At 71.0% G+C, this 23,837-nt stretch carries 22 protein-coding genes and 2 pseudogenes; 12 read left to right on the top strand and 12 right to left on the bottom strand.

What is annotated here, in order from left to right:
• Nucleotides 1-22 precede the first annotated feature (22 nt).
• A complete protein-coding gene (locus tag LNW72_RS25240; RefSeq protein ID WP_250977457.1) occupies nucleotides 23-2,059 on the bottom strand; it encodes a thioredoxin domain-containing protein in 2,037 nt (678 codons plus the stop codon).
• Between the two features lie 211 nt (nucleotides 2,060-2,270).
• On the opposite strand from LNW72_RS25240, the gene LNW72_RS25235 reads away from it, so the two are divergent.
• Nucleotides 2,271-2,837, top strand: a complete 567-nt coding sequence (locus LNW72_RS25235; RefSeq protein ID WP_250977456.1) for a Uma2 family endonuclease — start codon at nucleotides 2,271-2,273, stop codon at nucleotides 2,835-2,837.
• A 475-nt stretch (nucleotides 2,838-3,312) separates the two neighbouring features.
• Nucleotides 3,313-4,119, top strand: coding sequence for a CBS domain-containing protein (locus LNW72_RS25230; RefSeq protein WP_308402028.1), 807 nt, complete (start codon nucleotides 3,313-3,315; stop codon nucleotides 4,117-4,119).
• A gap of 118 nt (nucleotides 4,120-4,237) precedes the next feature.
• Here LNW72_RS25230 and LNW72_RS25225 read toward each other — a convergent pair.
• A pseudogene (locus tag LNW72_RS25225) lies at nucleotides 4,238-4,396 on the bottom strand (DUF255 domain-containing protein); the annotation flags it as partial.
• Nucleotides 4,397-4,479: 83 nt separating this feature from the next.
• Here LNW72_RS25225 and LNW72_RS25220 point away from each other — a divergent pair.
• The gene (locus LNW72_RS25220) at nucleotides 4,480-7,728 is read left to right on the top strand and encodes a tetratricopeptide repeat protein (protein WP_250977454.1); all 3,249 of its coding nucleotides are present in this window, start codon (nucleotides 4,480-4,482) and stop codon (nucleotides 7,726-7,728) included.
• A gap of 147 nt (nucleotides 7,729-7,875) precedes the next feature.
• On the opposite strand, the gene LNW72_RS25215 is transcribed toward LNW72_RS25220, so the two are convergent.
• Entirely contained in the window at nucleotides 7,876-8,163 is a 288-nt protein-coding gene (locus LNW72_RS25215) for a hypothetical protein (protein WP_250977453.1), read from the bottom strand.
• A gap of 14 nt (nucleotides 8,164-8,177) precedes the next feature.
• Nucleotides 8,178-9,050, bottom strand: a complete 873-nt coding sequence (gene mca / locus LNW72_RS25210; protein ID WP_138352156.1) for a mycothiol conjugate amidase Mca — start codon at nucleotides 9,048-9,050, stop codon at nucleotides 8,178-8,180.
• Nucleotides 9,051-9,165: 115 nt separating this feature from the next.
• On the opposite strand from mca, the gene LNW72_RS25205 reads away from it, so the two are divergent.
• Together LNW72_RS25205 and greA are read left to right on the top strand one after the other, a co-directional pair.
• Complete coding sequence (locus tag LNW72_RS25205; RefSeq protein WP_250977452.1) at nucleotides 9,166-9,576, top strand: DUF4307 domain-containing protein; 411 nt, start codon at nucleotides 9,166-9,168, stop codon at nucleotides 9,574-9,576.
• Between the two features lie 130 nt (nucleotides 9,577-9,706).
• Nucleotides 9,707-10,204 carry a transcription elongation factor GreA gene (gene greA, locus LNW72_RS25200; RefSeq protein WP_250977451.1) on the top strand — a complete coding sequence of 166 codons (498 nt, stop codon included), beginning with the start codon at nucleotides 9,707-9,709 and terminating at the stop codon, nucleotides 10,202-10,204.
• A 106-nt stretch (nucleotides 10,205-10,310) separates the two neighbouring features.
• Here the strand turns inward: greA and LNW72_RS25195 are convergent, their stop codons facing one another.
• The 3 genes from LNW72_RS25195 to ilvA all read right to left on the bottom strand — a co-directional run bounded on the left by LNW72_RS25195 (nucleotide 10,311) and on the right by ilvA (nucleotide 13,558).
• Nucleotides 10,311-11,165: an ABC transporter permease gene (locus LNW72_RS25195; RefSeq protein ID WP_250977450.1), complete on the bottom strand. Its 855-nt coding sequence runs from the start codon at nucleotides 11,163-11,165 to the stop codon at nucleotides 10,311-10,313.
• On the bottom strand, nucleotides 11,165-12,133 hold the full coding sequence (locus LNW72_RS25190) for an ATP-binding cassette domain-containing protein (protein WP_250977449.1): 969 nt from the start codon (nucleotides 12,131-12,133) through the stop codon (nucleotides 11,165-11,167). Before LNW72_RS25190 ends, LNW72_RS25195 begins: the two co-directional genes overlap by 1 nt.
• Nucleotides 12,134-12,331: 198 nt before the next feature.
• On the bottom strand, nucleotides 12,332-13,558 hold the full coding sequence (ilvA, locus tag LNW72_RS25185) for a threonine ammonia-lyase (protein ID WP_250977448.1): 1,227 nt from the start codon (nucleotides 13,556-13,558) through the stop codon (nucleotides 12,332-12,334).
• Nucleotides 13,559-13,690: 132 nt separating this feature from the next.
• On the opposite strand from ilvA, the gene LNW72_RS25180 reads away from it, so the two are divergent.
• The 3 genes and pseudogenes from LNW72_RS25180 to LNW72_RS25170 all read left to right on the top strand — a co-directional run bounded on the left by LNW72_RS25180 (nucleotide 13,691) and on the right by LNW72_RS25170 (nucleotide 15,304).
• On the top strand, nucleotides 13,691-14,212 hold the full coding sequence (locus tag LNW72_RS25180) for a MarR family transcriptional regulator (protein WP_250977447.1): 522 nt from the start codon (nucleotides 13,691-13,693) through the stop codon (nucleotides 14,210-14,212).
• Nucleotides 14,213-14,420: 208 nt separating this feature from the next.
• A pseudogene (locus LNW72_RS25175) lies at nucleotides 14,421-14,888 on the top strand (sigma factor-like helix-turn-helix DNA-binding protein); the annotation flags it as partial.
• Nucleotides 14,889-15,055: 167 nt separating this feature from the next.
• Complete coding sequence (locus LNW72_RS25170; protein WP_138352164.1) at nucleotides 15,056-15,304, top strand: hypothetical protein; 249 nt, start codon at nucleotides 15,056-15,058, stop codon at nucleotides 15,302-15,304.
• Nucleotides 15,305-15,385: 81 nt separating this feature from the next.
• Here LNW72_RS25170 and LNW72_RS25165 read toward each other — a convergent pair whose 3' ends face one another.
• A complete protein-coding gene (locus tag LNW72_RS25165; protein WP_250977446.1) occupies nucleotides 15,386-16,549 on the bottom strand; it encodes a cystathionine gamma-synthase in 1,164 nt (387 codons plus the stop codon).
• A gap of 110 nt (nucleotides 16,550-16,659) precedes the next feature.
• On the opposite strand from LNW72_RS25165, the gene LNW72_RS25160 reads away from it, so the two are divergent.
• The 3 genes from LNW72_RS25160 (at nucleotide 16,660) to msrA (ending at nucleotide 18,200) form a co-directional block, all read left to right on the top strand.
• A complete protein-coding gene (locus tag LNW72_RS25160) occupies nucleotides 16,660-17,118 on the top strand; it encodes a hypothetical protein (protein WP_250977445.1) in 459 nt (152 codons plus the stop codon).
• A 59-nt stretch (nucleotides 17,119-17,177) separates the two neighbouring features.
• Entirely contained in the window at nucleotides 17,178-17,432 is a 255-nt protein-coding gene (locus tag LNW72_RS25155; protein ID WP_250977444.1) for a hypothetical protein, read from the top strand.
• Between the two features lie 72 nt (nucleotides 17,433-17,504).
• Nucleotides 17,505-18,200 carry a peptide-methionine (S)-S-oxide reductase MsrA gene (gene msrA / locus LNW72_RS25150; protein ID WP_250977443.1) on the top strand — a complete coding sequence of 232 codons (696 nt, stop codon included), beginning with the start codon at nucleotides 17,505-17,507 and terminating at the stop codon, nucleotides 18,198-18,200.
• A 12-nt stretch (nucleotides 18,201-18,212) separates the two neighbouring features.
• On the opposite strand, the gene LNW72_RS25145 is transcribed toward msrA, so the two are convergent.
• The 4 genes from LNW72_RS25145 to xylA all read right to left on the bottom strand — a co-directional run bounded on the left by LNW72_RS25145 (nucleotide 18,213) and on the right by xylA (nucleotide 22,283).
• Nucleotides 18,213-18,725 (bottom strand): hypothetical protein, encoded by a 513-nt coding sequence (locus LNW72_RS25145; protein WP_250977442.1) that lies wholly within the window; start codon nucleotides 18,723-18,725, stop codon nucleotides 18,213-18,215.
• Between the two features lie 71 nt (nucleotides 18,726-18,796).
• Complete coding sequence (locus LNW72_RS25140) at nucleotides 18,797-19,483, bottom strand: ABC transporter ATP-binding protein (protein WP_250977441.1); 687 nt, start codon at nucleotides 19,481-19,483, stop codon at nucleotides 18,797-18,799.
• Between the two features lie 31 nt (nucleotides 19,484-19,514).
• A complete protein-coding gene (locus LNW72_RS25135) occupies nucleotides 19,515-20,951 on the bottom strand; it encodes an ABC transporter permease (RefSeq protein WP_250977440.1) in 1,437 nt (478 codons plus the stop codon).
• Between the two features lie 162 nt (nucleotides 20,952-21,113).
• Nucleotides 21,114-22,283 (bottom strand): xylose isomerase, encoded by a 1,170-nt coding sequence (xylA, locus tag LNW72_RS25130; RefSeq protein ID WP_250977439.1) that lies wholly within the window; start codon nucleotides 22,281-22,283, stop codon nucleotides 21,114-21,116.
• Nucleotides 22,284-22,360: 77 nt separating this feature from the next.
• Here xylA and xylB point away from each other — a divergent pair, with 77 nt between their 5' ends.
• Nucleotides 22,361-23,752 carry a xylulokinase gene (xylB, locus tag LNW72_RS25125; protein WP_250977438.1) on the top strand — a complete coding sequence of 464 codons (1,392 nt, stop codon included), beginning with the start codon at nucleotides 22,361-22,363 and terminating at the stop codon, nucleotides 23,750-23,752.
• Nucleotides 23,753-23,837 lie beyond the last annotated feature (85 nt).

Below are 23,837 nucleotides of genomic sequence, written 5' to 3'. Positions count from 1 at the left end.
GCCGGACAGGCCCTAGGCGGTTTCACGCTCCGGCGGTGTTCCCCACCGACGCGGCCAGTGCGGCCGGATCGGTGGTCGGCGCGTCGCACACGAAGTGCCGGCAGACGTAGGCGGCCGGGCGGTCCCCGACCAGCGGCCGCTCGTGCAGCAGGGGGAACTCGTCGCTGCCGGGCGCACCGGGCGCCACCACGGCGCCGGGGGCGGTGGCCAGCAGCGCCGTCCGGTGCAGCGCCACGGTGGCCGGATCGTCGGCCGCTCCCACGACCGCGATCTCGCGGGGGCCGTCCAGAGCCGCCTCGGCGACGGCGAGCCCCCAGCCGATGAAGCGCGGTGCCCGCGGCGCCAGCGCCCCCACGACGCCCAGGGCGCGCTCCGCCGCTTCGCGGTGGGCGCTCGACCCGGTGTGGGCGGCGTAGGACAGCAGTGCCCCGGCGGCGGCCGTCCAGCCGGACGGGGTGGCGTTGTCGGTCGGGTCCTGCGGACGGCGGATGAGCGTCTCGGCGTCGTCGGCGGTGTCGTAGAGCGTGCCGTCGGGGGCGGCGAAGTGGTGCAGCACCGAGTCGAGGAACAGCCCCGCGAAGTCCAGCCAGACGCCCTCGGCGGTGACCGCGGCGAGCGCGAGGAAACCCTCGGCGACATCCGCGTAGTCCTCCAGCACCCCGGAGTTGTCACCCGCGACGCCGTCACGTGACGTGCGGGCGAGCCGACCGGAGTTGTCCATGTGGACCCGCACCAGCACATCGGCCGCGTCCAGGGCGGCCCAGACCAGGTCCGGGCGGTCGAAGTACGCGCCGGTCTCGGCGAGCGCCGCGATGGCCAGGCCGTTCCAGGCGGCGACGACCTTGTCGTCCCGGCCGGGCCGCGGCCGCTCCTCACGCGCCGCCAGCAGCCGCTCGCGGACCGACGCGACGCGGTCCGCGTCGCCGGGCGCGCCGTCCGCCGCCAGCTGCAGCACGGAGGCGCCCTCCTCGAAGGTGCCCTCCGGCGTCACGCCGAAGTGCGCCGCCGCGAACGCCGCGTCCTGCTCGCCGAGCGCCTCGCGCAGCTCCGCGGGCGTCCAGGCGTAGAACGCCCCCTCGGCGTGACTTCCATCGGCGCGATCACTGTCGGCGTCGAGCGCGGACGCGAACCCGCCCTCGTGCGTGCGCAGTTCGCGCACCATGAAGTCGGCGGTCTCCAGCGCGACACGGCGCGCGAGCTCCGAGCCGGTGGAGCGCCACAGGTGCGCGTAGACGCGGCACAGCAGCGCGTTGTCGTAGAGCATCTTCTCGAAGTGCGGCACGGTCCAGGTGCGGTCGACCGCGTACCGGGCGAAGCCGCCGCCCAGCTGGTCGTAGATGCCGCCGCGGGCCATCGCCTCGCAGCTGTCGGCCGCCATCCGCAGGGCGTCCTCGGAGCCGGTGCGGGCGTGGTGGCGGAGCAGGAACTCCACGGCCATGGACGGCGGGAACTTCGGCGCCCCGCCGAAGCCGCCGTTGTCGGCGTCGTACTCCCGGCCCAGGCCGGCCAGCGCGGCGTCCAGCTCCTTCGCGCCGGGCGTCGCCGACGCCCCGTAGGCGCTCTGCCGCTCGCCGAGGTCCTTGACGATCCGCGCGGCGACCTCGTCCACCTCGTCCCGGCGGTCCCGCCAAGCCGCCTGAACGCCCTCCAGCACCTGCTGGAACGAGGCCATGCCGTGGCGCGGCTCGGGCGGGAAGTACGTGCCGAAGTAGAACGGCTCGGCGTCCGGGGTCAGGAACACCGTCATGGGCCAGCCGCCCTGCCCGGTCGCCGCCTGCACCGCCTCCATGTAGACGGCGTCGACGTCCGGCCGCTCCTCGCGGTCCACCTTCACCGGCACGAAGTGCTCGTTGAGGTACGCCGCGACCGTCTCGTCCTCGAACGATTCGCGCGCCATCACATGACACCAGTGGCACGCGGAGTAGCCGACCGACAGCAGAACGGGCACCTTGCGCCGCCGCGCTTCCTCGAAAGCCTCCGGCATCCAGGGCCACCAGTCGACCGGATTGTCAGCGTGCTGAAGCAGATAAGGCGAGGTCGCACCAGCCAACCGGTTCATGCGACCCAGCCTCTCACAACGCCCGGCTCAGCCCGGAGAAGCCACCGCAGGCGCTGCCTCGCCCAGCCGATTTGCGCGTCTGCGCCATCGGCGCCAGAACAGAGAAGGAGAGGGCATCGCGCTCTTCCGAATCGCGCGGCCCGCCATCACAGCACAGTAGGCTGAGCCCAGCAGCGCTGGACCTGTCGGGGCTCCTCGAAGGAGGCACACCATGACCGCCGAGATGGTGGCGCCCGCGTGGATGCACACCCAGATCAGCGCGGAGCAGTACGACTCCTGGTCCGAGGAGCAGTGCGCCGGCATCGAGATCGTGGACGGAATGGTCGTTGTGAGCCCGAGCGCGTCCAAGCGGCACAACCGGCTGGCCCGAATCCTGGCCAATGCCCTGGACACCGCCGCGGGCCCGGACTGGAACGCCGACACAGACTTCGACGTCCGCCTTCAGGACGTTCCCCTGACCAACCGGCGCCCGGACGTCATCGTCTACCGGGCGGCGACCATCGACCTCACGCCCACCCGCCCTGAGCACGTGCTCCTGGTCGTCGAGGTCGTATCGCCCGGATCGGAGACCACCGACCGCATCGTGAAGGTGGATCAGTACGCCAAGGCCGGCATCCCCTTCTACTGGCGGCTCGAACAGACAGCTACTGGTGTCCCCATCATCTACACCTACGTTCTCGACCCCGCCACCAAGGCTTACAGGGACGGCGAGATGTTCACCGGCACGGTGAAGGCCACTGCACCCTTCTCCATCACGGTCGATCTTGGGGTCATGTAGGGGGCACCGAGAGGTCGTTCACCATCGATGCTTGACCGTAAGCACATGCATCGTGCTTCTTCGCAGTCCGATCGAGGCGTCTTCCATCTCCGGACCTGGTAAACCTCCCACCACGCCAACTCGTCAGGTAGGCGATGGTGCACGCGTGGGCGGCGTCAGCAGTGCGGCCAGCTGATCCCTTGCCCGCCACCCCTGATCGCACGCCAACGTTCAACGGGAACCCGGCCCACAGCGGCATGAATCCAGCCTCCGTAAAGGGCCTCGTCAACGATCTTCTCAAACGTGTGCCAGTCGGCTTGGTGCCCACAGGAGGCGCAGCGGTTGGGGTTGAACCCTCGCCCGCGCTGCCACGCCGGCCTGTCAGCCAACTGCTCGCGGAGGCCTGGCTCGCTGTCCGGCTCCGCCAGGATGTCGCGGGCCGTCTCAACCGCTTCGGGAAAGTCCGTGGTGGTGAACTCGTCGCCCCGCGGCCGGTGTGAGGGCAACAGCGCGAACACGCACGGAGGCCTGCACACCGGAGCCTTCTACCACCTCCAGCGACGAGGAGGACAAGGGGGAACCGGTCCAAGGCCAGACGGTCGGCAACCTGCCCTCAGCGCTCAAGGGAGTGGTGTCGGTGTCCTCCTCGGCAAGCTTCGAGGAAGCGTTCACCAAGATGCGCCTCAACGGGTACTCGCAACTGCCGGTGCTGAGCGGACCTCGGAATCTGCGGGGTGCCGTCACATGGGAATCCATCGCGCGAGCGCGCTACTCGGACCCCGAGGCCCCCTTCTCCGAGGCCATCGTCGCCGCCCACGCGGTCAGCTATGCCGAGCACCTGATCGACGTCCTGCCCGATCTGGAACGGTTCGGCTTCCTCCTGGTCAAGGACCAGACGAATCAGATCGCCGGCATCATCACCGTGGCCGACGTGGCCGCGGAATACGGCGCCACGGCCCGGCCGTTCCTGCTCATCGGCGACCTCGACCGACAACTGCGCCGGGTCATCTCGGAGGGTCTGGACCTGACGGAGGTGATCACCCTCTGCGATCCGGACGGGCGCCGGAAGCTCTCTGCCTTCGATCAGCTGTCCTACGGCGACTACCAGCAGATCTTGGGCAATCAGGAGCAGTGGGACAAGCTGGGCTGGCCGCTGGACCGCAAGTCCTTTATCGCACGCCTCGATGAACTGCGTGAGATCCGCAACGAGCTGATGCATTTCAACGACAAGGACAAGGCCGGAGACTCGGCGATACCGATGCTCCGCAACATGATCGAACTCCTGCGCGAGCACGGCGGCTAAGGCAAGGCGGTTGCCCGGCCTCGTCCGGGTGACCGCAACGACCGGTCGAAGCTCTGCGGGGCCGCGTGATCATCAGAGAGGTATGAGCACCGCCGACTACTGGGTTACGAGTTCACTGACACCAGTGGCAACTGCTGTAACCGACGCTGAGCAGCAGCGGTACCCCCCGCTCGCGGGCCTCGGCGAACGCCTCCGCGCCCCACGGCCACCGGTCCACAGGGTTGTCGGCGTGCTGCAGGAGGTAGGGAGAGGTGGAACGGCTGAGCCGATTGGCCATGTACCCACCCTCACACACGGTGTCGCTCCGCGACGTGTACGGCAGGACACTTGGGGCGGGCGGGCGACCGAGGGGGAGCTACGTTGAGAGAAGCGCCAGAGCCGGCGAAGCCGTCCGGGAGGGACCGGGCGGAGGTCGAGAGCCGGCTGAAGCTGGCCGTGGTCGAGGAGGCTCGCGGCAGTACGGCGGCGGACGCGGAGCGGCTGCTGCAGCGGGCGCTGGCCTCGCTGGACGAGATCATGGCGCAGGCGGCCGGGGAGTACGCGCTGTATCTGCGCGCCGCCGGCGGCGAGCCGGGCGGGCCGACGGGGCTCGCCGGGCGGTTCGGCCCTGAGACGGTGACCACCGCCGCGATCTTGGCGGGCGCGACCGGGGTGACCGCGTTCGCGGTGGACGCGATCGCCCACAACCTGTCGGCCGGGGTGTCGCTCATCACCGGAATCGCCGCGGGGACGGCAGGAGCGGTGGCCGTGGGGCTCAGGTCCCCTCGCCGTACCGGGCCCCCCGCGGCGACCGACGACCCGGCCCCGTACCGGCTGCGCTGGCTCGACGCGGTGGAGCAGCGCGGCATCCGGCCCTTCCTGGAGCAGCACCGGAGCCGGGCGACCGCCGAGTCCGCCGCCTCCCGGGCCGCCTCCCCCGCCGCGGCCAACGGCCGGCACCAGGTCCCGGCGCCGCGCCGCACCGACCGCAGTGCCGCCGCGCGGACCCGGGCCGTGCTGGAGCAGTCGTTCGGCCAGCTGCCGTCCGCTGACGGGCCGTTCGCCGGGCGCCGCAAGCAGGTCGCGCAGATCGCGCAGTGGGTGCACCAGGCGCGGGTGTCCACGGAGAGCAAGCCGACCGTCGTCGTCCTGCACGGACCGGCCGGCGCCGGGGCGACCACCCTCGCGGTGCGCGCCGCCCGCCAGCTGCGCGACCAGTTCCGCGGCTCGTGCGTGGTGGACCTGCGCGGCGGGGCCCTGGACGAAGGGCCGCTGCCGACCCGGGACGCGCTGCTGCACCTGCTGAACCGGCTCGGCGCGCCCCGTGAGCAGTTGCTGTTCCGGGAGCGCCCCAACCACGAGCAGCATCTGCGGCGGCTCGCCGACCAGTACCAGAAGCATCTGACGGGTACGCCGGTGACGATCGTGCTCGACGACGCCTCGGACGCGGAACAGGTGCGGATGCTGGTCCCCGAGCGGTCCGAGGCGCTGGTGCTGGTCACCGCCCGCGAGCCGCTCTCCCTGGACCTGCCGAACGCGTGGGTGCACAGCCTGCCCGTCGGCCCGCTCGGCGCCGCCGACACCCATGAGCTGCTGGGCGAGCTGGCCAGGACCGCGAAGGCGCCCGAGCCCACCTCGGTGGAGTCCGAGCGGCTGCGCGGCCTGTGCGACGGACTGCCGATCGCCCTGCGGATAGCCGGCGCGGCGCTGCAGGACCACGGCACGGCCGCCGGGCTCGCCGCCGACCTGGAGGCGTACGGCCCGCAGGAGGCCGTCGAGCGGATCCTCGCGCTGCGCTACCACGACCAGCCCGAGCCGTCCCGGCGGCTGCTGCGCCGGCTCGCGCTCGCCGGGCGGGCCAGCTTCGGCGCGGCGGCCGCCGCCGCGCTGCTGGCCACCGACGAGCAGGAGGCCGGCCGCAGGCTGGAGGAGCTGGCGCGGGCCGGACTGATCGAGCACATCCGCGGCAGCCGCTACCGGCCGCACGACCTCGTTCGCCGCTTCGCGCACGCGCGGCTGCTCGACGAGGAGGACCCGGCCGAGCGCGCCGCGGCACACGAGCGGCTGATCCGCAGCTACGCCGAGCTGGCCAACGCCGTGATCCGGCTCGTCGAGGGCAAGACGTCCACCCGGGCCGGGCGGTTCGGCGCGCACGGCTTCGCCTCGCTCGAAATGGCGCTGCGCTGGCTGGACGACGAGTCGAGCTTCATCACCGCCGCGCTGCGGCACGCCGAGGGCGTGGACCGCACCGTCGTGCAGGCCCTGCTCGGCGCGCTGTGCGACTACTGCCTGCTGCGCGGCGACCTGTACCGGCTCGGGGAGATCAGCGAGCTGGCGCAGGCGTCCAAGGCCGCCCCGGACGAGGAGCAGAACATCCTGGTGCGGTCGGTGCAGTGGCGCACCGGCATCGCGGCCCGGCAGCTCGGCGAACTCGACAAGGCGCGTTCCACCCTCAGCTCCGTCGTCGACCTGTACTTCGAGGCGCAGCATCCGGCGGGCGCCGCCCGCGCGCTCGGCAGCCTCGGCATCACCCTGCACCACCAGGGCAGCCTGCGGGAGGCGGAGAGCAAGCTCCGCGAGGCCCTGGAGCTGCAGGCGGCGCCGGAGCTCGGCGAGGACCGGGCCTGGACGCTGCACGCGCTGGCGGCCGTGCTGCGCGACATGGGCCGGCTCGGCAAGGCGCTGCCGCTGCTCCTGGAATCCCTCGAACTGCACCGGCAGAACGAGAGCGTCAGCGGGCAGGCCTGGGCCCATCTCCAGCTCGGGCAGGTCCATCTGCGGCTCGGCGCGGTCGACGAGGGCGAGGCCGAGCTGCGCAGTGCCGGCCAGTGCTACGCGCTGACCCGCGACCCGCGCGGCGCCGCCTGGACCCGCACCCAGCTCGCCCGCGCCACCCTGCAGCGCGGCAACGCCCAGGAGGCCGCCCGCGAACTGGACGAGGCACTCGTCCGCCACCGGGCCTGCGAGGACGCCCGCGGCGAGGCCTGGACGCTGTACTACCTGGGGCACGCGCTGGAGGAGTCCGGCAACAGCGACCAGGCGCTGCGCACCCTGGAGCGGGCCCGTTCCATGTTCAGCCGGATGCGGGACGTGTACGGGCTGGCCTGCGCCCGCCACCACTCGGCCCGGGTCACCCGCGACCAGCGGGCCGTCCGCACCGGCAACCTCCGCAACAGCGGCTTCGCCCGTCAGCTGCTCCAGGACGCCCGGCAGGACTTCCGGCGGATCGGCGTCGAGCACGGCGAGGCCTGGTCCTGCGTGGAGCTCGCGGTGATCGACGCCGGGAACAACCGTTTCGTCGAAGCCCTGACGCTGCTGGACGAGGCCCGTGAGCTCTTCCACGACCTCGGCGACCGGCGCGGCCAGGACTGGGCGGTGTTCCTCCGCTGCACCGTCCAGCCCCTGCTGTCCGAGGACGGCGCCGGGCAGGCCGCCGACACGCTGCGCGCCCTGCTGGCCGCGCACTACCCGGGCCGGGACCCGGATCTGGAGGAGTACGCCGAGGCCTACTCCGTCCTGCTGGAGCGCGGTACGGCCGCCTCCGGCGGCAGCTGGGAGGCGTGGCGGCTGGGCATGATGCCGGGCCGCTCCGCGCGCATGGTCATGGACCTGCTGCCGGCGGCACCCTGAGGGCGGCGGGCGGGAGCGGCAGGCCGGAGCGCCGGTCGGGCCGGTGTGCGGCCGGCCCGCCCGGCACCCGGGCGCGCTACGGAACCTGCTGGTCCGCGGACGCCTGGGCGCGCTACGGCGCCGGGTGTCCTGGGACTCCCGGGCGCGCTACGACGCCGGGTTGTCCTGGGACGCCTGGGCGGCCTGGGCCGCCTGCGCTTCCCGGTGCGCCCGCAGACCCCGCGACGGCTTCCGGGCCGCCCCCGCGGCGGGGTCCGGGGCCTCCTCGAAGTCGATCTTCTTGAACTGCTTGCCCATGTTCTTCATCAGCGCCCACAGCGACAGCGCGATCGCCGCGAAGATCACAAAGCCGATGAGACCGGGCGTCACCTTGTTGTTGTCCAGCTCCTGAGCGGCGAGCGGGACGTACTGGGTCAGTGCGTGGGAGGCAATCACGTACCCATTGTGCGCTAGGCGGTGCGGATGCCCGCGAAGAGGTCGTCCTCGGGCAGCGAGGTGTCCACGAGCGACTTGGCGAGCTCGTAGTCCTCGGTCGGCCAGACCTCCTGCTGGATCTCCATGGGGACGTGGAACCAGGCGCCGTCCGGGTCGATCTGGGTGGCGTGCGCGAGCAGCGCCTTGTCACGGATCTCGAAGAAGTCGGCGCAGGGCACGTGGGTGCTGATCTGCCGCTCGGGGCGGTCGAACTGCTTCCAGCGCTCCAGCCACTCGGCGTACGGGGACTCCAGGCCGCGGGAGAGCAGCGCCTCGTGCATGGCGACGGTGCGCGCCTTGTTGAAGCCCTGGTTGTAGTAGAGCTTCTGCGGCGTCCACGGCTCGCCGGCCTCGGGGTAGCGCTCCGGGTCGCCGGCCGCCTCGAAGGCGATCATGGAGATCTTGTGGGTCATGATGTGGTCGGGGTGCGGGTAACCGCCGTTCTCGTCGTAGGTGGTGATCACCTGCGGCTTGAACTCGCGGATCAGCTTCACCAGGGCGCCGGCGGCCTCCTCGACGTCCTGCACCGCGAAACAGCCGTCGGGCAGCGGCGGCAGCGGGTCGCCCTCGGGAAGACCGGAGTCGACGAAGCCGAGCCAGGACTGCTTGACGCCCAGGATCTCGCGGGCCTCGTCCATCTCCTTGGCGCGGACCTCGTGGATGTGCTCCTCGATATAAGGGTCACCCTGGAGCTTGGGGTTGAGCACCGAGCCGCGTTCTCCGCCGGTGCAGGTGGCGACCAGTACGTCCACCCCCTCGGACACGTACTTGGCCATGGTGGCCGCGCCCTTGCTCGACTCGTCGTCAGGGTGGGCGTGGACGGCCATCAGTCGCAGCTGCTCAGTCAAGGCTGGATCCTCTAGTCATCGGTAGTAGCCCCCTCGTTCCATGTAAAGGGCGCCTCCTATAGTGACCGAAGCGAGGGGGCAATTAATTCCATGGCCCCCACCGGAAGGAACGATCATGGCTGCGGTGCGCGAGGGGCTGCCCGAAGGGCGCTACGGACGCGGCGCCGATGCGCGGGCCGACCGGCGACTGAAGATCATCGGTGTGGTGCTGGGCGTGCTGGCACTGGGCGGGGTCGGCTGGTTCGGCTGGCATTCGGTCGCGGGCACGGACGTGAGCGGCGAGGTCATCAAGTCCCGGGCCGTCTCGGACCAGGCCGTGGAAATCCATCTGGAGGTCCGCAAGGACGCCGGAACGATCGCCGTGTGCACGCTGCGCTCGGTCGACAAGGACCACACTGAGGTGGGACGCATGGACGTGACCATGCGCGACCACAAGAAGCAGGTCGACACCGTGGTCACCATGCGGACCACGCACCGCGGGGAGACCGCTGAGCTGCTCGGCTGCAAGCCGGCGGACCAGGGCTGACCTGCTACGACGACACACTGACGATTTCCCGCTCCCGTGCGGGTGCCGGAATTGTTAGGCTCCAGGTTTCGCCCGGCCACGCGATGGCAAGGCACTTTGACGCAGTCCCATGTACCTACGAGGAGCACCAGTGACCCAGACCAGCGAGAGCGTCACCTGGCTGACCCAGGAGGCGTACGACCAGCTGAAGGCCGAGCTGGAGTACCTGTCGGGTCCGGCACGCGCTCTGATCATCGCCAAGATCGAGGAAGCCCGCCAGGAGGGCGACCTCAAGGAGAACGCCGGCTACCACGCGGCGCGCGAGGATCAGGGCAAGCAGGAGCTGCGGGTCCGCCAGCTGACCCAGCTGCTGGAGCGTGCCAAGGTCGGCGAGGCGCCGGCCGACACCGGCGTGGTCGCGCCCGGCATGGTCGTCACGATCGCCTTCGACGGCGACCCGGACGACACCATGACCTTCCTGGTGGGCTCGCGTGAGTACGTGAGCGACACCCTGGAGACGTACTCGCCGCAGTCCCCGCTGGGCAAGGGCGTGAGCGGCAAGAAGGCCGGCGAGGACGCCGTCTACGAGCTGCCGAACGGCAAGAAGTCCTCCGTCAAGATCCTCTCGGTCAAGCCGCACCGGGGCTGACCTTCACGGACACACCTTCCGGGGACACAGCTTCCGGGACGACGCAGAACGGGCTCCCCGCCGTGGGTACGGCGGGGAGCCCGTTCTGCGTTGCGGGCCGGTCAGCTCAGGCGGTCGCGGAGCGGTACTTGCGCACCGCCAGGGTGCGGAACACCACGAGGATCAGGACGGACCAGAGCAGCGACGCCCACACGGCGTGCTGCATCGGCCAGGCGCTGGACGTCGAGACGCCCGGGTTGCCGAACAGCTCCCGGCAGGCCTGCACCGTGGCGCTGAACGGGTTCCATTCGGCGATATGGGCCAGCCAGGGCGTCATGTTGCCGGTGTCCGCGAAGGCGTTGGAAATGAACGTCACGGGGAACAGCCAGATCAGACCGCCGGAGGTGGCCGCCTCCGGGGTGCGGACCGACAGGCCGATCAGCGCGCCGATCCAGGAGAAGGCGTAACCCAGCAGGAGCAGCAGCCCGAAGGCGCCGAGCATCTTGGGGATGCCCTCGTGGACGCGCCATCCGACGATCAGGGCGACGACGGCCAGCACGATGACGGTCAGCATCGTCTGCACCAGGTCGGCGAGGGTGCGTCCGGTGAGGACCGCGCCGCGCGACATGGGCAGGGACCGGAAGCGGTCGATGAGGCCCTTGTTCATGTCGTCGGCGATGCCCGCGCCGGCGCCCGCCGTGGCGAAGGTGACGGTCTGGGCGAAGATGCCCGCCATCAGGAATTCCTTGTACGTGGCGGGGTCGGTGCTGCCGCCGACCTTCATGGAGCCGCCGAACACGTAGGTGAACAGCACCACGAACATGATCGGCTGGATCAGCCCGAAAATGATCATCTCGGGGATGCGGGTCATCCGGATCAGATTGCGCTTGGCGATGACCAGCGAGTCCCGGACGGACTGCATGACCCCGCCGCCGGACCGGGGGGCCAGCGTGGTCGTGGGCTTCGCGTCGATGACGGCCATCACTTGGCCTCCTCTTCCGGTGCGGCGACCTCGGCCTCGTGGCCGGTCAGCGAGAGGAACACATCGTCCAGGGTCGGGCGGCGCAGCCCGATGTCGTCGATCTCGATGCCTTGGGCGTCGAGATCGCGGATGACCTCGGCGAGCAGCTTGGCACCGCCGTCGACCGGGACGGTGATCCGGCGGGTGTGGTCCTCGGTCTTGGTTTCGCCCTTGCCGAAGCCGCGCAGGATGCCCTCCGCGTCGGTGAGCCGGTCCCGCTCGTGGACGACGACCTCGACGCGTTCGCCGCCGGTCTGCGCCTTGAGCTGGTCGGAGGTGCCGCGGGCGATGACCTTGCCGTGGTCGATCACGCAGATGTCGTGCGCGAGCTGGTCGGCCTCTTCGAGGTACTGGGTGGTGAGCAGCAGGGTCGTGCCACCGGCCACCAGGTCCTGGATGACCTCCCACATGACCTGCCGGTTGCGCGGGTCCAGGCCGGTCGTGGGCTCGTCCATGAACATCACGGGCGGCTTGACGACGAGCGCCGCGGCGAGGTCCAGCCGGCGGCGCATGCCGCCGGAGTACGTCTTGGTGGGCCGGTCGGCCGCGTCCGCGAGGTTGAAGCGGTCCAGCAGTTCGGCCGCGCGGAGCTTCGCGTCACGGCTCTTCATCTGGTAGAGCTGGCCGACCATCTGGAGGTTCTCACGGCCGGTCAGATACTCGTCGACCGCCGCGAACTGGCCGGACAGGCCGATGTGGCGGCGGACTTCGTTGGGGTGCTTGAGCACGTCGATACCGGCGACGACGGCTTGGCCGCTGTCCGGTTGCAGCAGGGTGGTGAGCACCCGGACGGCAGTGGTCTTGCCGGCGCCGTTCGGGCCCAGCAGTCCCAGAACCGTGCCTTCCGGGACGTCGAAATCCACTCCGTCCAAAGCCCGTACGTCGCCGAAGGTCTTGACCAGACCTTCCGCGTAGATCGCGCCTGGCATGTGACTACTCCCAATCCGGGGACAGATCTCCGGTGTCGATGATCGCGAGGTTCGCGGGCGGCCGCGACCTGTTTTGGCCAACGTCCGGGCCCGCACACAGGAGTCCCAACGCGACACATCGCGAGCATGGCGCATGCGATATATCGCGTCAAGACCGAGGGTTGCCGAATCTTCGGGCACCGCGGCCCGGAGCGGACGTCAGATGACCATGTAGCCGGCGGCCAGCAGCGCGGCCTCGACCGCCTCGCAGTGCTCCGGCCCCTTGGTCTCCAGGTGCAGCTCGACCTCCGCCTCCGTGAGTCCGAGCCGCGGATCGGTCCGTACGTGGCTCACATCGAGGACGTTAGCGTCCGCCTCTGACAACACCCCCAGGAGCGTCGCCAGCGCACCCGGCCGGTCCGTCACCCGCAGCCGCAGCGACAGATAGCGACCCGCCGCGGCCATCCCGTGCCGGAGGATCCGCTGCATCAGCAGCGGGTCCACGTTCCCACCGGACAGCACCGCGACCACCGGGCCCTCGAAGGAGTCCGGATCGGACAGCAGCGCCGCCACCGGGCTCGCCCCGGCCGGTTCCACGACCATCTTCGCCCGCTCCAGGCACAGCAGCAGCGCGCTGGAAAGGGCGTCCTCGGAAACGGTACGGACCTCGTCGACCAGTTCGCGAATGATGGTGAACGGGATGTCGCCGGGCCGGCCGACCATGATCCCGTCGGCCATCGTCGCCACCGCGCCCAGCGCCACCGGCTCGCCCGCCGCCAGCGAGGGCGGGTACGACGCCGCGCCCGCCGCCTGCACACCGATCACCTTCACGTCCGGACGCAGCGCCTTCACCGCCAGCGCGACACCCGCGGCGAAGCCGCCGCCGCCGATGCCGACCACGATCGTCCGCACCTCGGGGCACTGCTCCAGGATCTCCAGACCCACCGTGCCCTGGCCCGCGATGATGTCCGGGTGGTCGAAGGGGTGGATGAAGACGGCGCCGGTCTCCTCCGCGTACGCCTTGGCGGCGCGCAGCGTCTCGTCCACCACCTGTCCGTGCATCCGCACCTCGGCCCCGTAGTCGCGGGTCGCCGCGATCTTCGGCAGCGGTGCGCCCACCGGCATGAAGACCGTGGACCGCACACCGAGCAGTGACGCGGCCAGCGCGACGCCCTGCGCATGGTTGCCGGCGCTCGCGGCGACGACCCCGGCGGATCGTTCCTCCTGCGTGAGGCCGGCGATCCGCACATACGCGCCGCGTACCTTGAACGAGCCGGTGCGCTGCAGGTTCTCGCACTTCAGATGGACCGGGGAGCCGATCAGACCGGTCAGGTACCGGCTGCCCTCCATCGGGGTCACCCGCGCCACCCCGGACAGCATCTTGTGCGCCCCGCGCACGTCGTCGAGCGTGATCGGGTGGTGTACCGCGGGCGCCGCTCTGTCCATGCGCCCAGTCTCCCAGTTCCGGTCCCGTGTCACCGCCGGAGCACGGTTTGTGCGGGATGGGTCTCATGGTGACCCTCTCCGCGTACTCTTCTCCCAACCTCCGCAGGACCGACAGAACGCGAGCTTCCGGCCATGCCCAATCCATCGGAGTCGCCCTCCTCTCCCCCCCTCGACGAGGAGGGGCCCACCGAACTCTTCGAGCGGCTCCAGCATCAGGTCGCTCTCTTCGCCCGGCGCGCGGAGCAGACCCGCCTCGGCGGTGTGGGCAAGGCCCGCAACTCCATGGACCGGGCCGCGTACCTGCTGCTCAACCGGCTCGACCGCGAAGGCCCGATGGGCGTCAAGGCACTCGCGGAGGGCATGGGCATCGACTCCTCCACCGTCACCCGCCAGGTCGCGCCGCTCGTCGACACCGGCCTCGTCAAGCGCACCTCGCACCCCGAGGACGGTCGTGCCGTCGTGCTCGCCCTCTCGCCGCGCGGCCTGGGCCGGCTGGAAGAGGTCCGCAGCTCGCGCAAGCAGCTGATGGCCCAGGTCACCGAGGGCTGGAGCGAGAACGAACGGGAGATGTTCTGCGATCTGCTCGGGCGCTTCAACCTGGCGCTGTCCGAGTGGCACGCGACGACGGTGCAGGCCGGACCGGCCGACGAGTAGGTCCCGCACGGCCGCCGGCAGCTCCCCGCCCGGCAGCTTGCCCGTCCCGCCCGGCGCATGATCCGGCCCGCCCGGCGCCTGATCCCGTCCCGTCAGGCGCTTGATCCCGTCCCGCTAGGCGCTTGATCCGGTCCTGCCCGGTCGCCGCGCGCACCCCGCACCCGCAGAACCCTTGACCTGAACCGCCTGCTTGACGTCCACTGGCGGCGTGGGCACGCGCCGGGCGGCAGCGGAGTACCAACGGGACGTCGAGTTTCAGGCGTTCACCGCAGGAGCGGCAGGACGGCTCCTGCACGCCGCCACCCTGCTCACCGGCGACCCGGCCGCCGCCGAAAAACTGCTGGGAACCGTCCTGTCGCACACGTACGCGAACTGGTTCCGTATGCGTTCCGAGGACCCGTACGACCAGGCCCGCACCGAGCTCGTACGGCGCTTCGCGTACCGGCCGTGGTGGCGCCGGCCGCACGGTGGAGCGCTGGACCGGCTCACCGCCCAGGAGCGGCTGGTGGTCGTTCTGCGGCTGTTCGAGGGCGTCGCCGAGGAACAGGCCGCCGCGCAGCTGGGACTGCCTGTGGAGCGCGTACGGGCCATCTGCAACCGTGCCACCGCCACCCTGCGCAGCCGCCCCGCGCCGGCTCCCGCCCGGTCGGTGACCGAGGCCCGTGCGGCGGCGGAGAAGGCCAGGCAACGGGCCGCGGCGAAGAACTCCCGCGAGAACCCGCCGGGGGGATCGGCGGGGGGATCGGCGTCCTCGCCCGGGGGTCCGTCGGACCCGTCCGGGGGTCCGTCGGGCACCACGGCCGAGAGCTCCTCCGCGGCCGACGAGATCCAGGGAGCGGCGTCATGATGCCCCCGGACCGCAAGGAGGAGGAGGTCCGCCGGGTCCTCGACACCCCGCACCCGTACGTCCCCGCCGACCTGGCGGAACGGGCCGCCGAGCGCGGCCGCCGCATACTGCGGCGGCGGCGCGTCGTGCACCAGCTGCTGTGGCTGCTGCTCGTCGCGGCGATCGTGACGGGTGTGGTGTTCGCGGTGCTGGAGTGGCCCGACCCGCAGCCGCTGGACACGACGCCGCCGGTGGACACCTGGTAGCGGCTCAGCCGGCCACCAGGTGCCCACGGCGACGGATCACACGGATCAGACGGATCACGCGGATCGGACGGATCGGACGGATCAGCCGAGCGCCTGGGTCAGGTCCGCCAGCAGGTCGTCGACCGACTCGATGCCCACCGAGAGCCGTACGAGGTCCGCCGGGACCTCCAGCGCGGAGCCCACCACCGAGGCGTGCGTCATGCGGCCCGGGTGCTCGATCAGCGACTCGACGCCGCCGAGCGACTCACCCAGCGTGAACAGGCCCGCGCGGTTGCAGACCGCGACGGCCGCCTCCTCGCCGCCCTTCACCTGGAACGAGATCATGCCGCCGAACGCCTTCATCTGCTTCGCCGCGATCTCGTGCCCCGGGTGCTCGGCCAGCCCCGGGTAGAGCACCCGCGACACCTTCGGGTGCGACTGGAGCAGCTCCGCGATCCGGGTGGCGTTGGCGCTGTGCCGGTCCATGCGCACCGCCAGCGTCTTGATGCCGCGCATGACGAGCCAGGCGTCGAACGGCCCGGCGATCGCGCCCATCGCGTTCTGGTGGTAGGCCAGCTCGTCGCCGAGCGCCGCGTCACCGGTGATCAGCGCGCCGCCGACGACGTCGGAGTGCCCGCCCATGTACTTCGTCGTCGAGTGCAGGACGACATCCGCGCCGAGCGCGAGCGGCTGCTGCAGGTACGGGCTCGCGAACGTGTTGTCCACCACCAGCCGCACGCCGGTGCCAGCGCCGCGGGCGATCTCCGCCAGCGCCGCGATGTCCGTGATGCCGAGCAGCGGGTTCGACGGGGTCTCGACCCAGATCGCCTTGGTGTTCGGCCGCAGCTGCGCCCGCACGGCCGCCGGGTCGGACGTGTCGGCCACCGACCACTGGACACCCCAGCGCTCGACGACCTTGGCGAACAGGCGGAACGTGCCGCCGTACGCGTCGTTCGGGATCACCACGTGGTCGCCGGGCGACAGGATGGTGCGCAGCAGGCAGTCCTCCGCCGCCAGCCCGGACGCGAAGGCCAGCCCGCGCCGGCCGCCTTCCAGCGCCGCGAGGTTCTCCTCCAGCGCGGATCTGGTCGGGTTGGCGGAGCGGCTGTACTCGTAGCCGCCGCGCAGCCCGCCCACTCCGTCCTGCTTGTACGTCGACACCTGGTAGATCGGCGTCACCACGGCGCCGGTCTGCGCGTCGGCCGCCTGACCGGCGTGGATCGCGAGGGTTTCGAAATTCTGGTGCTGCTGGTCGTGGTCGCTCATTCCGCCGAGGGTAGTCGCCCCGACCCGTTAACCGCCTGGTCCGGGTGGTACCCCGCGCCGTATGATCCCGCTTCGGTTCGAACTTTTGTCCTGTGGGGGGACCTTCTTCAATGGGCGCAACCTTGCGCGCGCTGCGCGCTCTCGTGCTGCTCGCGGGCTTCTACGTGCTGAGCGCCGGTCTGCTGGCCCTGCTGGCCGGCCTGGCCGTTCTCATCGTCGCTGAACCCGTCCACAGGCAGCATCCCGCGGTCATCCTCACCAAGCTGCTCATGGTGCCCGTGATCCTGCTGGCCGTCCCGATCATTCGCGGAGTGTTCATGTTCCGCGCCGCCACGGGTGACCAGGGGCCCGCGGGGCTGACCGTCGACGACCGGCAGCAGCCGGAGCTGTGGGCCGAGGTGCGCGCCCTCGCGCGGCAGGCCGCGCGCCCCACCATTTCCTCGCCCACAGCACGGCGCTGCAGTACTGGTGCGCGAAGTGGCACGGCTCGCAGGAGCTGGCGAACCGGTTCGCCGCCGAGGCCGCCGCGGGTGCTCCCCCCGGCAGCCTGCTCTCGGCGCTGCCGCTGATCAGCTGGTACGAGCACCGCGAGAGCGTCGCGAAGCGGGCCGAATACCGTTCGGCGTTCATGATCGCCCGTGTCGACGCCCTGCTGGCCGATGTGGCCGCCGCCCCGGCCGCCCACCCCCAGCTGCCCGACGCCCGGCACCTGCTCGCGTACTTCCTCTACCGGCAGGGACGCTTCCAGGAGTCCGCCGAGCAGTTCCGGCTGGTCGACGGCTATGTCGGTGCCCTCCCCTGGCGTTACCAGGTGGATTCCGCGGAGTTCTTCGTCGTCGTCCGGAACCAGGCGATCAAGAAGGCGCTCAAGCGGGCGAAGTGACCGGCGTACGGAATCCTGCGGCCCGCTCAGGCGTTCCCTGATAGCGAGCCGACCCCGGAGGAGTAACCCCCCATGTTCCTGAACCGTCACAAGAACCACCTGCCCTCCGCCGACGAGGCCCTCAGGGGCCGCACGGAGCCGGAATTCGACGTGGCCGCGCGGCACACCGTGCTGGGCAAGCAGCTGACCGGCCCGTATCCCGCCGATCTGGCGGTCGTGGACTTCGGGATGGGCTGTTTCTGGGGCGCCGAGCGCAAGTTCTGGCAGACCCCGGGCGTCTGGACCACCCTCGTCGGCTACCAGGGCGGCCACACCCCGAACCCCACGTACGACGAGGTCTGCAGCGGTCTCACCGCCCACACCGAGGCCGTCCGGGTCGTCTACGACCCCGCGCTGGTGTCCTTCGCCGAGCTGCTGAAGGTCTTCTGGGAGTCGCACAACCCCACCCAGGGCAACCGCCAGGGCAACGACTCCGGCACCCAGTACCGCTCCGCGGTCTACACCCACTCCGCGGACCAGCTCACCGGCGCCCAGGCCTCCCGCGACGCCTACCAGCAGATCCTCACCAAGGCCGGCTACGGCGACATCACCACCGAGATCCTCCCGGCCGGCCCCTTCTACCCCGCCGAGCCCTACCACCAGCAGTACCTCGACAAGAACCCCGACGGCTACTGCGGCATCGGCGGCACCGGCGTGAACCTGGACTCCCCCTCAGAAACCAACTGGGGCCGCTCCTGCCCGACGGGCATCGCCCCGGCCGGCGGCTGACTCCGGACCTCGTCAGTCCGCGATGCCCAGATCGGCGCGCATCAGGTGCTGGAGTTCGGTGAGCTTGGGTTCTGCCGCGCGCAGGTGGTCGAGGGCCGACTCGGCGGTCTCGCCCGGGGCGGCCATGCCGCGGTCGAGGCGTTTGGCCGCGGCATCGGCCTGTGCGAGCACCGCGTTGAGCTCTCGGGAGGCCGCGAGTACGCGTTGCGGGACGATCATCTGGGCCTCGGCGTAACGGTCCCGGTAGTCGCGGCGGGTCTCCTCGACGAGGGTGCGCTCCTCCTGGGTGTAGACGCCGTCGCGGATCCGGTGCAGGGCGTCCTTGAGCAGGGTGTGGAACTGCCGGGACGCGCGGTTCATCGCGGTGTACGCGTCGCGCCGCTCCTCGAAACCGCGCCGCCTTTCGGCGGCCGCCGCGTCCTCGGCCCGCTGGCGAGCGGCGGACCGCTGGGCGACCAACGGTGAGAGGAGCGTGCCCAGTACGCCCACCACGGCAGTGACCATTGCGGCTATCGCGACACCCATGGGTGGACCCTAGCGGGGTGGTGGGGCCGGGCTCTCCTGCGCCCGGCCCCACCACCCCGCCCGCCATCCGGCTATCTCGCCGGGACCCGTTCCGTCACCGTGACCTGGCCCTTGCGGATGGTGGCCAGGCGGGGGGCGCGTTTGGCGATGGCGGAGTCGTGGGTGACGAGGATGAAGGTCAGGCCGCGTTCTCTCCAGAGGCCTTCGAGGAGGCCCATGATGTCGTCGCGGGTGGCCTCGTCGAGGTTGCCGGTCGGCTCGTCGGCGAGGAGGACCTTGGGCTTCTTGACGAGGGCGCGGGCGATGGCGACGCGCTGCTGCTGACCGCCGGAGAGCTCGGAGGGCAGGTGGCTCAGGCGCTCTTCGAGGCCGACGGACGCCAGGGCCTCGACGGCGAGGCGGCGGCGTTCCGCGGTCTTGATACCCATGGGGACGAGGGCGGTCTCGACGTTCTCCTGGGCGGTGAGCGTCGGGATGAGGTTGAAGCTCTGGAAGATGAAGCCGATGTTCTCGGCGCGCATCCTGGTGAGCTTGGCCTCGCCGAGCCGGGCGAGGTCGACGCCGTCGAACTCCACCGAGCCCTCGGTCGGGCGGTCGAGGGCGCCGAGCATCTGCAGCAGGGTGGACTTGCCGCCGCCGGTGGGGCCCTGGATGACGAGCTGGTCGCCGTCCTCGATGGTGAGATCGACGCCCCGCAGGGCCTCGACGGTGTCCTTGCCGCGTCGGTAGCGCTTGGTGACGCCGGTCAGCTGGTACATGGTCAACTCCCTTGAGACTGAAGGTGGGTGGCTATTCGACGCGGCGCAGGGCGTCCGCCGGGCGGAGCCTGGAGGCGCGCCAGCCGCCGAAGGTGCCGGCGATGAGGCCGCCGGCGACGGCCAGGCCGACCGACAGGCCGATGGTGCCGAGGCTGACGGGAGCGGTCAGCGCGATGTCCAGCGCCTTCGTCGCGGCCTGCCGGCCGGGCCCGCCGCCGAAGCCGCCGCCACCACCGCCACCGGAGGCGACCGACGCGGTCAGCGTCGGGCTGATGGCGGTGATGAGGTACGCGCCGCCGAGGCCGAGCGCGATACCGAGGGCGCCGCCGATGAGGCCGTTGACCAGGGCCTCGCCCATCACCTGACCGGTGACCCGGCGGCTCTTCCAGCCCAGCGCCTTGAGCGTGCCGAACTCCCGCACCCGCCGGCTGACGGCGGAGGAGGTGAGCAGTCCCGCGACCAGGAACGCGGCGATCAGCACGGCGATGGAGAGCCACTTGCCGAGGTTCGTCGCCAGGTCGGACGCGGTGGAGAGCGAACCGGAGACCGTGGAGGCGAGATCGGCGGAGGTGGTGACCGTCGTGCCCGGGACGTTCTTCTGGATGGCGGACTTGACGCCGTCGATCTGCTGCGAGTCCGTGGCCTTCACATAGACCGTGGTGACCTTGTCCTTGGCGCCGGCCAGCGTCTGGGCCTGCGTCAGCGGGATGTAGACGTTGGCGGCGGCGTCGCCGCTGTCGGCGGTCGCGATGCCGATGACCTGGTACTTGACGGCCTTGATGGTGAGCGTGCCACCCACCGCCAGCTTGTTCTCCTTGGCGTAGGAGCTGTCGAGGACGGCCACGGCGGCGTTGGACTGCGCGCTCGTGAAGGACGTACCCGAGGTGATCTTCGAGGAGGTCAGCGGCCCGAGCGCCGGCTTGGCGACGTCCACGCCGTAGACCGAGTAGTTGTTGACGTCGAACTGCGCGCCACCGCCCTGCACCTCACCGGGCGGCTGCGCGCCGCCACCACCACCACGCCCGCCGCCGGTGGTCTGGCCCTGCTTGAACTGCCCCCGGTCGAACTGCCCGCTCACCTTCAGCACCCGCAGGCTCAGCCCGCCGACCGCGTCGTCCACCCCCTTCTGGCCGGCGACCTGGGACACGACCGTGGTGGGCAGCGACTCAAATCCCTGCACCATCACCTGGTCGCTGCTCTGCTCCTTGGAGTCCGTGGTGGCACCGAAGTTGAACTTCGGACGCCCGGTGGCCCCGGTGCTCCCCTGCGCGGCGGCGGCCTTGGTGACCGTCATGTCGGTCCCGAGGCCGTACAGGGACTGCAGCACCTTCCCCTGCGCCACCTGCATCCCCGCCGAGGCCGAGTTGACGGTGATGACCAGCCCGATGCCGAGGGCCAGCCCCAGCGCGATGACCAGCGCGGCTTTTCTGCGACGCCGCAGCTCACGCCTGAGATATGTGAAGAACATGCGATTCCTCGCCGTTGCCACCCCGGCCAGGATGCGGGGGGATGAATGGGGACGGCGGAAGTACGAGTGGATCGGAGGTCCCTCGTACTCCCGCTGCGCCGTCACGGTAGGAACCAGCGGTGATGAACGGGTGAGGCCGGACTGAGAGCCGGATGAGAAAGGTCAGCGGGCGCCGAGCAGATGGTCCATCGCCAGCTGGTCGAGCTGCTCGAACGCCATGCCCTTCACCGCCGCCGCCTCGACGTCGAAGTCCTCGAACGCCGCCCGGTCTCCCAGCAGATCGCTCAGCGTCTCGCCCTCCCCCAGCGTCGGCCGGGCCAGCTCGTCCAGCCGCGACGCCCTGAGCGCCTCCTGGACGACCGGATCGGCACGGAACGCGGCGGCGCGCTCCTTCAGCAGCAGGTAGTTGCGCATGCACCCGGCGGCCGAGGCCCAGACGCCGTCGGAGTCCTCGGTACGCGGCGGCTTGAAGTCGAAGTGCCGGGGCCCCTCGTAACCGGCGGTCTCCAGCAGATCGACGAGCCAGAACGCGTCCCGCAGGTTGCCCGCCCCGAAGCGCAGGTCCTGGTCGTACTTGATGCCGGTCTGGCCGTTGAGGTCGATGTGGAAGAGCTTGCCGTGCCACAGCGCCTGCGCGATGCCGTGCGTGAAGTTGAGCCCGGCCATCTGCTCGTGCCCGGTCTCGGGGTTCACCCCGACCATCTCCGGGTGCTCCAGCTCGTTGATGAACGCGAGCGCGTGCCCCACGGTCGGCAGCAGGATGTCGCCGCGCGGCTCGTTCGGCTTGGGCTCCACGGCGAACCGCAGGTCGTACCCCTGCCCCAGCACGTACTCGCCGAGCAGGTCGAACGCCTCCTTCATCCGGTCCAGCGCGACCCGCACGTCCTTGGCCGCCCCGGACTCGGCCCCTTCCCGGCCGCCCCACGCGACATAGACCTGCGCCCCGAGCTCGACGGCCAGATCGATGTTGCGGATCGTCTTGCGCAGCGCGTACCGCCGTACGTCACGGTCGTTGGACGTGAAGGCGCCGTCCTTGAAGACCGGGTGCGTGAAGAGATTGGTGGTGGCCATGGGCACCACCAGCCCGGTCGCGTCGAGGGCCTGCCGGAACCGCTTGATGTGCGTTTCGCGCTCGATCTCCGTGGCACCGAACGGGATGAGGTCGTCGTCGTGGAACGTCACGCCGTACGCGCCCAGCTCGGCGAGCCGGGTGACGGACTCGACCGGGTCGAGGGCGGGACGGCTGGCGTCACCGAACGGGTCGCGGCCCTGCCAGCCGACCGTCCAGAGGCCGAAAGTGAACTTGTGCTCGGGGGTGGGGGTGAGACTCATGGCGCCGGCTCCTATTCGTAAGACCGTTGAACAAATTAGTATGCGAGGGCCGCGATGGGAAGAGAAGGGGTCGCTCAATGGAACCGACGGTCGTGATCGGGGTGGACAGCTCCACCCAGTCGACGAAGGCACTGGCGGTCCGGGTGGACACCGGCGAGGTACTGGCGCGGGCCAGATCGCCCCACACGGTCAGCGAGGGCGGACGGCGCGAAACAGACCCGGAAGTCTGGTGGCAAGCGCTCAGAACAACCCTGACGCAGCTACAGGCGCACACCCCCGCAGCAATCTCCATCGGAGGCCAGCAACACGGCCTGGTCACCCTCGACGCATCCGGCAAGGCCCTGCGCCCGGCCCTCCTCTGGAACGACGTGCGATCAGCTCCCCAAGCGGAAGCACTCGTCGCACAGTTCGGGGCGAAGCACTGGGCCGAGCGCTTCGGCTCGGTACCCGGTGCCAGCTTCACCGTCGCGAAATGGGCCTGGCTGCGCGAGAACGAACCGGCCGTCGCCGCCGCGACGGCCGGAGTGCGCCTGCCGCACGACTTCCTCACCGAGCGGCTGACGGGCCAGGCGGTCACGGACCGCGGCGACGTCTCAGGGACCGGCTGGTGGGCCTCGGACACCGAGACCTACGACAACGCCGTCCTCACCACGGTCGGCCTCGACGAAGCCCTCCTCCCCCGCGTACTGGCCCCAGGAGAACCCGCCGGCACGACACTCCCCGGCCGCCCCCTCCCACCCGGCATCCCGGTCGCCTCCGGTACCGGCGACAACGCGGCGGCCGCCCTGGGCCTCGGCCTGACACCCGGCCGCGCGGCCCTCAGCCTGGGCACGTCGGGAACCGTCTACACCCCCTCCACCAACCGCCCCACCGACCCCACGGGAACGGTCGCCGGCTTCGCGGGGGCGCACGGCGGCTGGCTGCCGCTCGCCTGCACCCTGAACTGCACGCAAGCCGTGGACAAGATCGCCGGCCTGCTCAGCCTCACCAGAGAGGCCGTGGAACCCAACCGAACGATCACCCTCCTCCCCTTCCTCGACGGCGAGCGCACCCCCAACCTCCCCCTCGCCTCGGGCACCCTCACCGGCCTGCGCCACGACACCACCCCCGGCCAGATCCTGCAGGCCGCCTACGACGGCGCCACGTACACCCTGCTCGCCGCCCTGGACCTGGTCCTGGCCGTCGACGACCGGCCCTCCGACGAACCCCTCCTCCTGATCGGCGGCGGCGCCCGCGGCACCGCCTGGCGGCAGACCGTCCGCCGGCTGTCCGGACGGGCGGTCCAGATCCCCGACGCGGACGACCTCGTCGCCCTGGGCGCCGCCGCGCAGGCGGCCGCCCTCCTCACCGGGGAAACACCCACCGACATCGCCGCCCGCTGGGGCACGTCGGCGGGCCCGGTCTACGATCCGATCGAACGCGACGAAACCACGCTGGAAACCCTGAGAGCGGCACTCGGCACCACCTGAAGCACGGGCCGCAGTTTCACCCCCGGGCCCGACCCCCACGGGTGGCTCGAACGCGAGGGGGACGGGCCCGCAGGGGCAGGGTTTC

Origin of the sequence: Streptomyces sp. RKAG293, from assembly GCF_023701745.1 — a bacterium.
Lineage (GTDB): Bacteria > Actinomycetota > Actinomycetes > Streptomycetales > Streptomycetaceae > Actinacidiphila.
Note: the sequence above shows the minus strand (reverse complement) of the source record. Positions and strands in the feature narration are given on the sequence as shown.